The sequence below is a fragment of the Brachyspira alvinipulli ATCC 51933 genome, from assembly GCF_000518245.1.
GTDB classification, from domain to species: domain Bacteria; phylum Spirochaetota; class Brachyspiria; order Brachyspirales; family Brachyspiraceae; genus Brachyspira; species Brachyspira alvinipulli.
This window is the reverse complement of sequence record NZ_KI912403.1, coordinates 53,469-67,591: the sequence shown is the minus strand read 5'-3', so window position 1 is coordinate 67,591 and position 14,123 is coordinate 53,469. Positions and strand designations below refer to the sequence as shown.

Genomic DNA, 14,123 nt, shown 5'->3' with positions numbered 1-14,123 from the left:
AAACAATTATACTATTACAAATATATAAATATTGTAATAGTATAGTATAATATAATAAATATATTAACTATTTATTTTTTATTCTTCTGTTTATGCTATTTTATAATATCTTCTTTCTTATCAATCAATTCTTTTAATTCATCATAATATACATTTTCAAGCTTTTTTACAAAATCTTTTAATTTGGTATATTTTATAGATTCTGTATAAACCTCTTTAATATCACATTCTTCAAGCATAGATAAAAGTCTTTTTTTATGATTTCCTCTAGCAAGAAAATAAATATTAAGTATTGATTCAACATTTTTTAAAGAAACAGCATTTTCAAATATATTATCAATAACACAAGTTTTATTTATTTTCCAATCCCCTATTGACTGATTAAAACTTTCACAGCCGGAAAACATATCTTTCATATTTTTAACATTAGACACATTCCAATTATTAAGATGCTGATTGAAATTCTTTGCATTAAAAAACATACGATTCATATATAAAACATTAGATGTATCCCAATTATCTAAAGGCTGATTAAAACTATAAGCATTCTCAAACATAGAAAGCATATTTTCTATATTTGTTACATTCCATTTGTTAATATCCTGATTAAAATTTTCTGCCTCAAAAAACATACATCGCATATTTGTAACATTTGAAGTATTCCAATTATTTAATGGCTGATTAAAATTTTTACATTTACAAAACATATTTGCCATATCTTTTACTTTGCCGGTATCCCAATCATTTAAACTCTGATTAAAATTCACTGCTTCCTCAAACATACCAGACATATTTTCAACATTGAAAGTATCCCAATTGTTTAATGGCTGATTAAAACTTTCTGCACCTTTAAACATACTATTAATATCGGTAACATTAGATACATTCCAATCATTCAAACTTTGATTAAAATTCTTACATCTTCCAAACATACTATACATCTTATTAACATTACTTACATTCCAGTTATTTAAAGGCTGATTGAAATTTTCTGCTTCAAAAAACATAGTACTCATATTTTCAACACTAGATACATTCCAATTGTTTAAATCCTGATTAAATACCTTACATCCATTAAACATTCCATACATATTTTTAACATTGCCTACATTCCAATTATTCAATGACTGATTGAAAGATACCGCCCCATAAAACATAAAACTCATATTTTCAACATTAGACACATTCCAATTATTTAAATCTTGATTAAACTTTTTACAACTCCAAAATATACTATTCATATCTTTAACATTAGATACATTCCAATTAGATATATCATGATTAAAACTTTTAGCTCCTTCAAACATACTCTTCATATTTGTTACTTTTGATGTGTCCCAAGTCTCAATACCTCTGAAATTTCTTAGGATAGAATTTTCAAATAAACTTGACATATCTGTTATAAGGCTTGTATCTATTTTGTTAAACTTTATTTTTCTTTCTATCAAATCTATTAGTTCATCTTTTGTTTCTGGTTTATATTTTTCTTTTGCCATAAAATTTCCTTATTGTTTATATATAAAATCTATAATGTTTTTAATTATATTTCAATTAAAAAACTTAAAATATTACTATTGACAATAATACTATTTGATATATAATATTTCCAACAAACAAAAAATAAAAAAAGGAGATTAATTTATGTCTTCTCAAATGAATGAACAGTTAGAAGCCATTTACAACAAAATAGTAAAAAGAAACCCTGGTGAAGCAGAATTTCATCAAGCGGTAAAAGAAGTGTTAAGTACTTTAGAAGTTGTATTGAAGAAAAAGCCTCATTATATTGAACAGAAAATAATAGAAAGAATATGCGAGCCTGAAAGACAAATTATGTTTAGAGTTCCTTGGATGGATGATAAAGGAGAAATACATGTAAACAGAGGTTTCCGTGTACAGTTCTCAAGTGTTATAGGACCATACAAAGGTGGACTTCGTTTTCACCCATCTGTTTATTTAGGAATTATCAAATTCTTAAGTTTTGAACAAATATTTAAAAATGCACTCACAGGACTCCCTATAGGAGGAGGTAAAGGCGGTTCTGACTTTGACCCTAAAGGAAAAAGCGATAATGAAGTTATGCGTTTCTGCCAAAGCTTTATGACAGAGCTTCAAAGACATATAGGATATGATATAGATGTTCCTGCTGGAGATATAGGAGTTGGTGCTAGAGAGATTGGATATTTATTCGGTCAATACAAAAGACTAAAAAATAGATTTGAACCTGGTGTATTAACAGGTAAAGGTTTAGGATATGGCGGTTCATTAGTACGCAGAGAGGCTACAGGATACGGACTTGTATACTTTACTGATCTTATGCTTAAAACTAATGGTAAAAATGGTTTTGAAGGTAAAAAAGTAGTAGTTTCAGGTTCTGGTAATGTTGCTATATATGCTATGGAAAAAGCTTCTCAGTTAGGTGCTAAAGTAGTTGCTTGTTCTGACTCTAATGGTGTTGTTTATGATGAAAACGGTATCAATTTAGATACTGTAAAAAGATTAAAAGAAGTAGAAAGAAAAAGAATTAAAGAGTATGTTAATGCTCATTCTTCTGCTAAATATATAGAAAATGGAAATATTTGGGATATTGCATGCGACATTGCTTTGCCTTGTGCTACTCAAAATGAACTTGATGCTAAAAGTGCTGAAACTCTTATTAAAAACGGATGTATTGCTGTTACTGAGGGAGCTAATATGCCTGCTACTCCTGAAGCCGTTGAAGCTTTCCAAAAAGCCGGAGTATTATTCGCACCAGGAAAGGCTACAAATGCCGGAGGTGTTGCTACTTCTGCTTTAGAAATGCAGCAAAATGCTTCTATGGATAAATGGGAGTTTGATTATACTGATAACAAACTTAAAAATATTATGGCTAATATTCATAATACTTGTTATCAAACTGCTGAAGAGTACGGATTCAAAGGTGATTATTTGAAAGGTGCCAATATAGCAGGATTTGTTAAAGTTGCTGATATAATGATTCCTTATGGTTTAGTTTAATTACTTTATATAGTTTTGAGGTAATGCCATTAGTATGAAATATTACTAATGGCATTATATTTATTAAGCAATATAATAATAAAAAATATTCATAAAATGTTATAATAATTATGCCTCTTTAGCTGCTGCTATCTTGCTATAACTTTCCCATGCAAATACTGCTTCTTCTTTACTGTTGGAATATACTTCTTCTACATTACATATATATAAATAATGATCTCCTGTTTCAATAAATTCTTTTAAGTTGCATTGTATTGCAGCCGCACTATGGAGTGGAATTTTTATATTGCTTGTAGGAATTTCCTGCATTGCTATTGAAAATTTTTCTATTTTATCAGTATCTTTTCCGCTATACATTCCGCAACCCATTACAGCTTCTTTAATATTTTTGCTTGGAATTGTAATTATAACTTTTTTGTTTAAACGAACCATCTCTCCGCTATAAGAAGTTTTTGCCATTGCATAAGCTATCATATTGGGATTATAAGAAAGATAAGTATACCAAGATACTGTTGCAAGATTAGTACTTCCATCAGGTTTGTTAGTGCATACTATTGCAACAGGATTTGGAGAAGTTATTTTTGATACTTTAGCCAAATTTATTTTTTCCATGAAATGCTCCTTGTGTCAAAATAATTTTATATGATAATTTATTAATTATAAAAAACAAGTACGAACAATAAAGTAAGAAACTAACTTTGAGTAAAGCTAAAAATGGAAATATTAGCAAATTTATTTAAATTATAAATTTCAAAGTAGTTATTTAATATAAAGCAATAATAAATGGAAATGCTATTTAATGTATAATAAATATTTTTAATAGAAGTTAACAGTTTTGCTTAAAATAACAGATTTATTGTCAAAATCAGTTACTTCTGTTGTGAATGTATATTTTCCTCTTTTAGGGATAAAGGTACCACCTCTATAAAAATGTGAATCAACACCATAAACCTCTTCAAAAGTGTAATTCGGAGATATATAATAAATATTATCTCTTTTTATAAAGTATGTAAAATCATAATCACGCAATAATTCATCATTCATATATATTTTGACCCTTTTTAGCCCCATAGGAATGCTTCCAAGCAAATCATAAGCTTTAACAAATAATTTTATTTCTCCATTGTATCTCATAGACATTTGATCTTTTATTTGTATTAATCTGTTTTCTGTTCTTAAATATATACCATGAATTAAAGGTGCTTGGTCTGAGCCTTTAGATATATTTAAATATTCTAATGGATCTACAACTAATCCTTCCTTCATATTTTCTATAGTTAAATGCAAATGAGCTCCTCCAGATCTTCCGCTGTTTCCTGTAAGTGCTACAACATCTTTTTCTGTTACTTTTGCATAAGATTTTTCTATTGTACCTGGTTCTATATGATAATAGTAACTTCTAACGCTATCCGGATGTTCTATCATAAGTATGTTTCCAACTCCGTATATAGGTCTTGTAGGGTCTTCATATTCATCATGATAATAAACTATTTCTCCATCTTGTATAGGATAAATTTCCATACCGTTTCCTCCAAAATCTACACCGTTATGGAAATGATCTGTTCTAAATTCTCCAAATGTACTTGTTATTCTTATTCTTGTATTATCTATAGGAATTCTTGCAAATAAAATTGATGATAGAATAAATAATAAAAATATATATTTTTTCATAGTTTTATCCTCTTATATGTATAAATCATTTTGTCGCTTACTATCATATATTCATTTTGTATGCTTGATATATCAAGATAATAAACCCATCCGCTTACAGGTTTTTCAAATATTATTTCTTTAGATTTATTATCATATATGAAAATTATACTCTTAGAATCTTTTGATATACTCATAATTGTAGAATTAGTTTCACTGTTTAATTTCATATTAATAGCATTTTGCATATTATATTTTTCTAAATTAATTCTATCTATTTCTTTTCCTTTATTTAAAGAGTATAAAACAATATCTCTATCTGCAAGCATAAATGCAGTCATTGATCTTTCGCTTACATAAGATGATACATGACGTCTTCTATTTAATTGTGTATCTGAATACCATATTGTGCTTCCTTTAGCGTCATAAAGTGTAATATATTCCGGTCTTATTCCGCTTACAGATAGGGCAAAACTTCCGTATTCGCTTATGGCTACAGATTTAACTATATTTATTTCGCTTAGTATTGTAGATATAGCAAAATCTAAATTTCCATTTCTATTTATATATGCAATATCTCCGCTTGAAAATCCTGCTATATAATCACCTGTATTAAGGGCAAATGCACCATCTGTTATAATTTCTCCATATTGAATATGTTTGCTTAATGGATTATTGTTAAAGTCAAACATTTGTATTTTTGAATTGTCGCTTGAATGGTATATAGTTCTTTTAGCATAAGGAGCTATTTCCGGATAAACGGATGTATTTGTACGCCATATAATAATACCCATATTATTATAAGCATCTATATAATTACCATACCTTTTATATATAATGAAATTTTCATTATTTAATGTTGCTAATTCACCTCTGGATAAATTTGTGCTGTATATTGTATCTCCGTTAAAATCGAAATAATGTATAATTCCTTCCGGCTGAGTGAAAAAATTATGTTTGAATATTCCGTCTATATTAAAATTATTATCATGCGACGGAGATTCTATTGAAGAAACAGATTTATTCCAAATATTTATAATATTATATTCTTCATTTAATCTGTTTGTACCGAAGAAAAAAATAAACAATATTATAAGAATAATAGAACTTATAATAGTTAAATACCTAATAAAAAAAGGCTCTATTTGATGTACATTTTCTGAATTTATTATTGGCTTATCTTTTATTTTCATTTATTATTTTTTATCCTAGCTATTTTATTTTAGTTAGAACTTTAGTATTAAATGAAACAGGTTTTTCCAATATGCTTAAAGGATCAAAAGTCATGTTTCCAGCTCTCATCTCCCAATGACAATGAGGACCTGTTGACATTCCTGTAGAACCTATAAGTCCTATAACTTCTCCTTTTTTAACATACTGTCCTTCTTTTGCTATTAGTTTTGACATGTGGAAGTATGAGCTGTATACTCCTTCTCCATGATCTATAACAACACAATTTCCGCGTACAAATAATTCTCTTGATACTCTTACAACTCCATTATTTGCAGCAATTATAGGAGTACCATTTGTATTTGCTATATCAAATCCTTGATGATATCTAGCATAGTCTTTTGTATATCCTCTGAATGCTCCGAAACCTGAAGAATATCTTCCTTGAGAAGGCATTATATAAACTTTATCAGCATAATTAGTAGGCGTATAGCTTACATAAATTTTGCCGTTTAATAATTCTCTTTCTTCTCTTGATTTTTGTGGATTACTTATAATATTTTTCATAGTTGAAGTAACACCTGGTATTTGTTTAGGCTTAGGAGGGGGAGGAGTAAAATCTAATTTTATGTTTAAAGCTACATCAAGTATTGTTTTATCATTTAATTCAATATTTGAAACAAATTGATATTTTTCATCCTGAGCACCTACATATATTCCGAATATACTTTTATATACTTTCATTTTTTCATCAGCATCTTTAACTTCAAAAAATTTTACTATTGGTCTTGCACTTCCTAAAAGTTTTGAAGATTTTATTTTTATATCATCCTTAGATGTTATAAATATAGTTGAAACTTTTCCTGCATAAAATGGGAAAGGGTCAGCATATATTTGTAAATTGTTGTCATAAACTTCAAAATCTTTTAAAGAATCAAAACTGCTGCTTCTAGTATAAACCGCTCCATTTATAAGTTCAGCACCTTTTTCAGTAATTTTTACTTTGCTGTTTTGAGCTATATAATAATATTTATTTTTTATTTTCACTTCTGCTGATGTCTTTTTTTTAGTTTCTATAATGTCATTGTCATTTACTTTATCTAATCCTTTTGTATTAATATCTTTACCATCTCTTTTTACTATAATGCTGCCTGTATATTGAAAATCATATTCTGCATATAAAGATATTGAAATTAAAAAAATAACTGTAATGATGTATTTCATAAACTTCCTTTAAATTAAGATTTTATTTTTTATATGATGCTTGATCCAACTGAAGTAAATGTTCCTTAATATCTCTGTTTGTTGGAGCCAATTCAAATGCTTTAGTTAAAAATTCTTTAGCATGTACCAAATCATTTTTTTTGAGAAATGCCCATCCTAAAGAATCTAAATATGCAGGATTAGTAGGGTCTATTGCTATAGCTTTTTTTATCTCTTCTATTCCTTCATCTATGTCTGTACCAGTATCTGCTAAAATAAATCCAAGTGAGTTTCTAGCATTGGCACTTTTAGGATCAAGAGTTACTGCTTTTTTTAGATGTTCTATAGCTTTTCTTATATTTCCTTTTTTATAATAAACATATCCTAATGCCGCATGTATTTGAGTATTTTCCACTCCAGATGATAATGCATCTATAAGTTCAAATTCGGCAAGATCATACATTTCTTTTACTGCATAAATATATCCGACAATAATATGTGCCTGCATGAGTCTAAGCGGATTATCTAATCTTCTCATTATTTTATCAAATACTTCAAGAGTATTATCATAATCCTGAATTTGGGCATAGGCTAATGCTAAATGGTATCCTGATTCCACATCATTTTTTTCTGAGAAAATTTTTTCTAGTGAATCTATAGCTTCTTTATAATTTTCATTTCTAAAAAATTTTATTCCATCTTCTAATTTGCTTCTGCTAGAGCCTATACTCATATATACTCCTGATTTTATTATATATATATATTGTATATTTAAATGTAAAAATCTCAATATATTTAAATAAAACTTTTTATAAAAAAATTATGTAAAGTTATTAATATTTTTTTATTTATTTTTTATCAATTTATTAATATGTAAATTTTGACATTTCATTTGCTATATATTTTGTCTTTTTTGCAATATTATTAATAGTTTCATCATCACACATATCAGCTAAATCATACTTAGAACCATTAACAGAAAAGTCATTTAATATATTTATAAATAATTCTATATCTTCCTTATCAGCATTTATTGATATATATTTATCTTTTTCAGAGTTACTATATAAATCTTTTAAATATATTTTTTTGTTATGAAGACATTCTAAAATTAATACTGATAAATCTAATATTAAATCTATTACTATATCTATATTATGTTCAATACCATTACAAACATATTTTATATCTTTACTTTTTCTAAATGAATCAACTTCTATTGGAGAATATTCATTATATACATTAAAGTCAGTAAATATTTGCTTAACGCTATATTGAGTATTATCATTCTCATCAAAATAATCTAATAATACTAATGAGTCATCACAGTCACCGAAATATTCTCCCCATAACTTATCTATATACATATTATTCCTTTTGTTATAAGTAATTTTAACGCCTATATTATATAAGAAATATATTATTTGTAAAGACAATATTTATGTGTAAATATAATTATATTTTTTATACTAGATAAAAATATATTGAATTATGAACTTGAGTATGTAAATATTAAATGTATTGAAAAAAATAAATATTTTATTATTAAATTAAATTAAATTGTTAACATATTGACTTTTTATTTATTTTGATATATTATTAATGACATCTATAAATATGGCGGCGTCGCCAAGTGGTAAGGCAGGAGTCTGCAAAACTCTTATCATCGGTTCAAATCCGTTCGCCGCCTCATTTTCTAACTATGAATGATAGCCGAGTTAAAAGATTATATTTGTTTCTTATTTGTTTTGTCATAGGAACTATAGCAATACTCATACAATTATTTAATTTAACTATAAAAAATAGGAAATCAATATCTTCATTAAATGGTCTTGATAAGCCAAGAGGAACTATATATGATTCAAAAATGCGTCCTCTTACAATAAATATACCAGCATATACAATATATCTTGATACTGAATCTGTTTCATTGGATGGAAATGAAGAAACAGATATAAATGAGGCTTATAGTCAAATATTTAATATTATAGGCATAACTAAAGAAAAATTTGCAGAACTTCTTAAAACTAAAAGAAGAACTATAATGTTATCACAAAACATTAATTTAGATTCATATAAAAAAATAAAGAATATTAAAGATAAATATAATGTTAGAAGTATATACGGCATAGAAAGTTATAAGAGATTTTATCCTTATGAGGATGTTTTTGCTCATGTTATAGGTTATATGAATAAAACTGAAACGGAAGGATATGCTGGACTTGAAGCTACATATGAATATATGCTTTCATCTGAAAATGATAATCCTAAAGACTTAGTATTAACTTTAGACAGAGATGTTCAAACAATAGTGCGAAATGAAGTATTGAAAACGGTTGCTGAGAAATCTCCTCAGTCTGTAACTGTTATAGTATCTGATGTAAATACAGGGGCTATAATAGCAAATTATTCTTATCCTTCTTTTGACCCGAATAATCCTTTTGACTATGTTAATAATGAAAGAATGGATAGAAGTATAATGAGCACAATATATCCAGGAAGTACAATGAAGATATTTGCAGAGCTTGCTGCTATAGAACAGGGTGTTGTTAATAGCGATGAAATTTTTCATTGTAAAGGGTATTATGATTATAGCAAACAAACACGCATACATTGCGATTATCCTCATGGAGATGTGGCTTTTAATGACATATTAAAATACAGTTGTAATTTTGCTATTGTAACTATAGCTGAGAGAATAGATAAACAGTTTTTTTATGATTATTTAAAGAGATTCGGATTTGGAGAACCTACAGGAGTTGGACCTTATAAGAATGAATGGAGCGGAATATATCATCCTTTAAATAAATGGCACAGATTCTCAAGAGGTTATTTAGCTATAGGATATGATTTAAGTGTTACTCCTATGCAGATAGCGGCATCTTATTTACCGCTTTTAAATGGCGGGTGGAAAGTTCCTATGCATGTTGTTGCCTACTTTGATAATGGTATTGAAAGAGTAAGCGCAACTAATAATTTAAAAAAAGTTAGAATAATAGATGAACAATATTCTCAAATAGCAAGAGTATTACTTAGAAAAGGTGTTGAATCAGGTTCTACCGGATACAGGGCTAATTTGCTTAATATAGATGTTGTTGGTAAAACAGGTACAGCAATAACAGAAGTTTATAGAGATAATGTTATGGATAAGCCGGAGAAATATTATCAGTCTATATTTATAGGCGGTTTTCCTCTTGAAGACCCTAAAATATCGATACTTGTATTATTGGACGATCCTCAAGGTACAGGTACTCAGGCAGCGGGTAGGGTAGCAGCTCCGCTTTTTGCTAAAATTGCCAATCAGATTATACCTTATTTAGGATTGGTTGATGGTGAAATATATACTATAAATACTAATGAGTTTCTTTCATTGGTACCGCCTTCAAATAATTATGGAATTACAAACAATGTTATGCCTAATATATCAGGGCTTTCTTTAAGAGATGCATTAAATAGTATATCATATATTGTTTCAAATAATAATGCTAAAATAGCAATACAAGGTGAAGGTTATGTTTCAGATTTCTCTCCTCCTTACGGCAGTACAGTTACAAATAATTCTATAATAAGATTATTGTTAAAGGCACCTATTAAAGAATAAATTTAATTTTATGGAGTTTATTATGAGCAACATACTTAGTTTTGGAGAGCTTTTATATGATGTATATGATAATGTAGCAGTTATTGGAGGAGCGCCGTTTAATTACAGTCTTCAATTATCAAGACTTATGGAGAATAATGATAAATTAAAGTTTATAACAGCTTTAGGCAATGATGATTATTCTAAAGATGCGCTTAAATTTATAAATAATGAAAATATAGATTCTTCTTTAATACAGATATTGAATAATTATGAAACGGGAAAAGCTACTGTTTTTCTTAATGAAAATAAAGTTCCGGATTATATCATACATGAAAATGCTGCTTGGGATAATATAGAATACAGCATGGATATAGATAATGCTTTGAAAGAAAATTATGATATGTTCTATTTTAATATACTTTCACAAAGAAATCAAAAATCATACGATACTCTAAAACAAATATTTAAAAATATAAAAGCAAAATATAAAGTATGTGATGTAACATTTAGAAAAAATTATTATACTAAAGATAAAATAAAAGAAGCTTTAGAGTTTATAAATATATTGAAAATTAATGATGATGAGCTTGCTGTCATAAAAGATATATTTTTCCCTTATTTAAAAAATGATAATGAAACTTTATTGAAAGCGATTAATAATGATTTCAATATAGATTATATATTCCTTACACTTGGTAAGGATGGGGCATCTGTATTTTATAACAATGAATACATATTTAATCCTTCTAATAAAGTTAATGTTGTTGATACAGTTGGTGCCGGGGATTCTTTTTGTGCAGCTTTAAGTTATGCTGTATTGAAAAATCTTGATATAAATAATATTTTAAAATTTGCTTCAAGTGTTTCAGAAGAAATGGTTCAAGTAAAAGGTGGAACTGCTAAATATGATATCAATGCAGTTAAGGCTAAATTTGGATTATGATTATTTAAGTTCTTCCTGTATAATATTTAAATCTTTCTGGCGTTAGGAATTTTATAGCAGTGAAAATTCCTGTATAGTTCTCATTTGTTATGATAGTATTTCTTATATTATTGTAAAATTCTTGAAGGTTATTTTGCATCATTTTATCTATATAACTTGAATGGTATTTTGATATATATTGATGTATTTGTCTGTTTATTAATAGGCTTATAAATTTTTTTGGAGGTGTATTATAAGCCAATAGTCCTTTATATATCCTAATATTTTGATTTAATGAGTTTTTTTCTTCTTGACTTCTAGCATTTATTTCTTGTTTTTCTAAATCATTTAATGTTTTCTGTATATTGTATACATTGTTGCTGTAAATGTTTTTTCCATCATCAGTAAAAATATAGCTGGCATCTATATAGAAAATATATTCTTTATTATCAGAAGATGTAATTTTATCAAACTTTTCTATTACTCTGAATTTAATATCTAAATTATAATCAAAGTTATCCTGAGAAAAAGCTAAACTGCTTAATATAGTTATAAATAATAAAATAAATATATTTTTCATATAATATTATTCGGAATTATTTTTTTATTATTTTGGTATAGATGACAATAATCTTATAAAATCTCTATCATTTGGAAATAATTTTAATGCTTCTTCAGAGATAGTATTAGCATTATTATATCTTCTTTCATTATATTCTGTAACAGCATAGTTATAATATGATACTTTTAAATTTCTTTTTAAAACGTCAGCACCATCTCCTATATCAGATATGCCAATTTTATATGTTTTTATTGCACTAGGATAATCTCTTTTATTTAAATATGAAGTGCCAATGGTATTATAATAGTGTATTCTATTGTTTTTTGTCATAGCACTTGAAGGATTAAAAGCTAATGCCTCTTCTAATGTTTTATATGCTTCTTCATAATTATTTTTTTTGATATAATCTAATGCAAGTCTGTTATAAGCATTTACCAAATTATTATTGTACATTTGAGTATTTGGAGATAAATAATATGCCTTTTTGGCCATTACAAGCTGTTTTTCTAAATCTTTTTCTATTTTCTTTAATGAAATTGAATTAGGATATAATGTGGCTATAAGTGTAAATATATCAACTTCATTTCTGTTTCTATAATTTCCCTGAGGCACAAATGTAACTATTGTAGAGTTTCCAGTATTTCTTATTTCTTTCTGACCTGGATTAAACCCTTTTGATATTGTGGTTTCTACATCTATTTTACCTCTTTCTGTATATACTGAGCAAAAGGCATGGCTTGAAGTAAGTATTCCCTCAACTTCAAATCCAAATTCTCTATATAGTAAAGAATATAATATACTGGAAGTTAGACAATTATATTCTCCTTTATATATTAAATCTTGGAATAGGGTAGATGTTTCAAAATATTTTTTTAATACTCCGCTAGTATACATCCAGTTAAGCAGTCTTTTTCCAAATTCATATGCGCCTTCTTTAACATATTGAGTCAGCTCACTTTTTGCTAAATCCCTTATATCATTTAATTTGTTTCTATAAAATTTAAATTCTTCTTCATCTGTAATACCGGAAGCTATTATAAAACCATCATAATGAAGTTCTAAATCATTAGTTTCTCCATTATCTATTTTTGTGAAGAAATCATATTCTAATTTTGTAAGTTCATTAGCACTAAATCTTATTTTATCAGATGGTTTAGCATATATTAAATGAGATATTGTTATTATAATAATAAAAGCAATTTTTATATAGTGTTTCATATAACCTCTAAAGTGTTATAGTAATTTAAAAATTAATCAATTAAATTATCAAGTTCATCTCTATATTTAGCAGCATCTTCGTATCTTTCTTCTTTGACAGCTTGATCTAGTAATTTTTGTAGTTCTTCTTTATTTTTTTTATTATTTTCTTTTACTGCTGATGTATCTACATTGTCATTATTTTCCATGTTATCTTCATTTATAGTTTTATCATTTTGTAAAATGAAAGTTTCTTCACTATTTTCTTTAATATCTTCTCTATCAAATCTTTGATATGTGAAAGGTATACTATCTTTTACTTTCATTAATCCATCATTATTTTCTAGTATTATACCTGCTTTTTCTATAACATGCTCTTCTATAAATATTGGTGCTTTTGATTTTAATGATAGTGCTATAGCATCAGATGGTCTTGAGTCTATGAAAATATTTTTTCCATTATATTCTATAACCAATTTTGAGAAAAATGTATCTATATGTACATTATCGATTATAACATTAATTAATCTAATATTACAATTTTGAAAAATGCTGTTTACAATATCATGAGTAAGAGGTCTTTCTATTTTATAACCTATAAGACTTGACATTATAGACTGTGCTTCTAAATATGCTATTGATATAGGAACTACTTTTTCTGATTTAATTGGTTTTAAAATAACAGCAAAACCTTTATCTGTAATTGCTAAATTAAGTATCTTTGCTTCAACCACTTTATAAACCTCTTTATAAACCTATTATATACCTATATAATATTAATATATATATATTATTTGTCAAGGTAATTTTTTATAAATAATTAATCACATTTTATTTATGAT

At 26.8% G+C, this 14,123-nt stretch carries 13 protein-coding genes and 1 tRNA gene; 4 read left to right on the top strand and 10 right to left on the bottom strand.

Translation table 11 applies throughout. The features are described from left to right. Nucleotides 1–95 precede the first annotated feature (95 nt). Entirely contained in the window at nt 96–1,496 is a 1,401-nt protein-coding gene (locus T324_RS17010) for a BspA family leucine-rich repeat surface protein (protein ID WP_038375137.1), read from the bottom strand. A gap of 157 nt (nt 1,497–1,653) precedes the next feature. On the opposite strand from T324_RS17010, the gene gdhA reads away from it, so the two are divergent. Further along, nucleotides 1,654–2,994 carry an NADP-specific glutamate dehydrogenase gene (gene gdhA, locus T324_RS0107785; RefSeq protein WP_425387432.1) on the top strand — a complete coding sequence of 447 codons (1,341 nt, stop codon included), beginning with the start codon at nt 1,654–1,656 and terminating at the stop codon, nt 2,992–2,994. A gap of 108 nt (nt 2,995–3,102) precedes the next feature. On the opposite strand, the gene T324_RS0107780 is transcribed toward gdhA, so the two are convergent. The 6 genes from T324_RS0107780 to T324_RS0107755 form a co-directional block, all read right to left on the bottom strand. Then, on the bottom strand, nt 3,103–3,606 hold the full coding sequence (locus tag T324_RS0107780) for a flavin reductase family protein (RefSeq protein WP_028329723.1): 504 nt from the start codon (nt 3,604–3,606) through the stop codon (nt 3,103–3,105). Nucleotides 3,607–3,810: 204 nt separating this feature from the next. Further along, nucleotides 3,811–4,665: a M23 family metallopeptidase gene (locus T324_RS0107775; RefSeq protein ID WP_028329722.1), complete on the bottom strand. Its 855-nt coding sequence runs from the start codon at nt 4,663–4,665 to the stop codon at nt 3,811–3,813. Continuing rightward, nucleotides 4,662–5,837 (bottom strand): hypothetical protein, encoded by a 1,176-nt coding sequence (locus T324_RS0107770; RefSeq protein ID WP_028329721.1) that lies wholly within the window; start codon nt 5,835–5,837, stop codon nt 4,662–4,664. Before T324_RS0107770 ends, T324_RS0107775 begins: the two co-directional genes overlap by 4 nt. A 19-nt stretch (nt 5,838–5,856) precedes the next feature. Continuing rightward, nucleotides 5,857–7,038 (bottom strand): M23 family metallopeptidase, encoded by a 1,182-nt coding sequence (locus T324_RS0107765; protein WP_028329720.1) that lies wholly within the window; start codon nt 7,036–7,038, stop codon nt 5,857–5,859. Nucleotides 7,039–7,060: 22 nt separating this feature from the next. Further along, on the bottom strand, nt 7,061–7,750 hold the full coding sequence (locus T324_RS0107760; protein WP_028329719.1) for a tetratricopeptide repeat protein: 690 nt from the start codon (nt 7,748–7,750) through the stop codon (nt 7,061–7,063). Between the two features lie 133 nt (nt 7,751–7,883). Continuing rightward, nucleotides 7,884–8,384 carry an imm68 putative immunity domain-containing protein gene (locus tag T324_RS0107755; protein WP_028329718.1) on the bottom strand — a complete coding sequence of 167 codons (501 nt, stop codon included), beginning with the start codon at nt 8,382–8,384 and terminating at the stop codon, nt 7,884–7,886. A gap of 252 nt (nt 8,385–8,636) precedes the next feature. On the opposite strand from T324_RS0107755, the gene T324_RS0107750 reads away from it, so the two are divergent. The 3 genes from T324_RS0107750 (at nt 8,637) to T324_RS0107740 (ending at nt 11,543) form a co-directional block, all read left to right on the top strand. Then, nucleotides 8,637–8,707: transfer RNA gene (locus T324_RS0107750), tRNA-Cys, on the top strand. Between the two features lie 12 nt (nt 8,708–8,719). Further along, on the top strand, nt 8,720–10,618 hold the full coding sequence (locus T324_RS0107745; protein WP_028329717.1) for a penicillin-binding protein: 1,899 nt from the start codon (nt 8,720–8,722) through the stop codon (nt 10,616–10,618). Nucleotides 10,619–10,640: 22 nt separating this feature from the next. Further along, entirely contained in the window at nt 10,641–11,543 is a 903-nt protein-coding gene (locus T324_RS0107740) for a carbohydrate kinase family protein (protein WP_028329716.1), read from the top strand. Between the two features lie 4 nt (nt 11,544–11,547). Here T324_RS0107740 and T324_RS0107735 read toward each other — a convergent pair whose 3' ends face one another. From T324_RS0107735 to T324_RS0107725, 3 genes are read right to left on the bottom strand one after another with little or no spacing between them, the layout of a single operon-like run. Next, nucleotides 11,548–12,102, bottom strand: coding sequence for a hypothetical protein (locus T324_RS0107735; RefSeq protein WP_028329715.1), 555 nt, complete (start codon nt 12,100–12,102; stop codon nt 11,548–11,550). 27 nt (nt 12,103–12,129) lie between these two features. Further along, entirely contained in the window at nt 12,130–13,302 is a 1,173-nt protein-coding gene (locus tag T324_RS0107730) for a tetratricopeptide repeat protein (RefSeq protein WP_028329714.1), read from the bottom strand. A gap of 32 nt (nt 13,303–13,334) precedes the next feature. Continuing rightward, nucleotides 13,335–14,015, bottom strand: a complete 681-nt coding sequence (locus tag T324_RS0107725; RefSeq protein ID WP_028329713.1) for a bifunctional nuclease family protein — start codon at nt 14,013–14,015, stop codon at nt 13,335–13,337. Nucleotides 14,016–14,123: the final 108 nt, after the last annotated feature.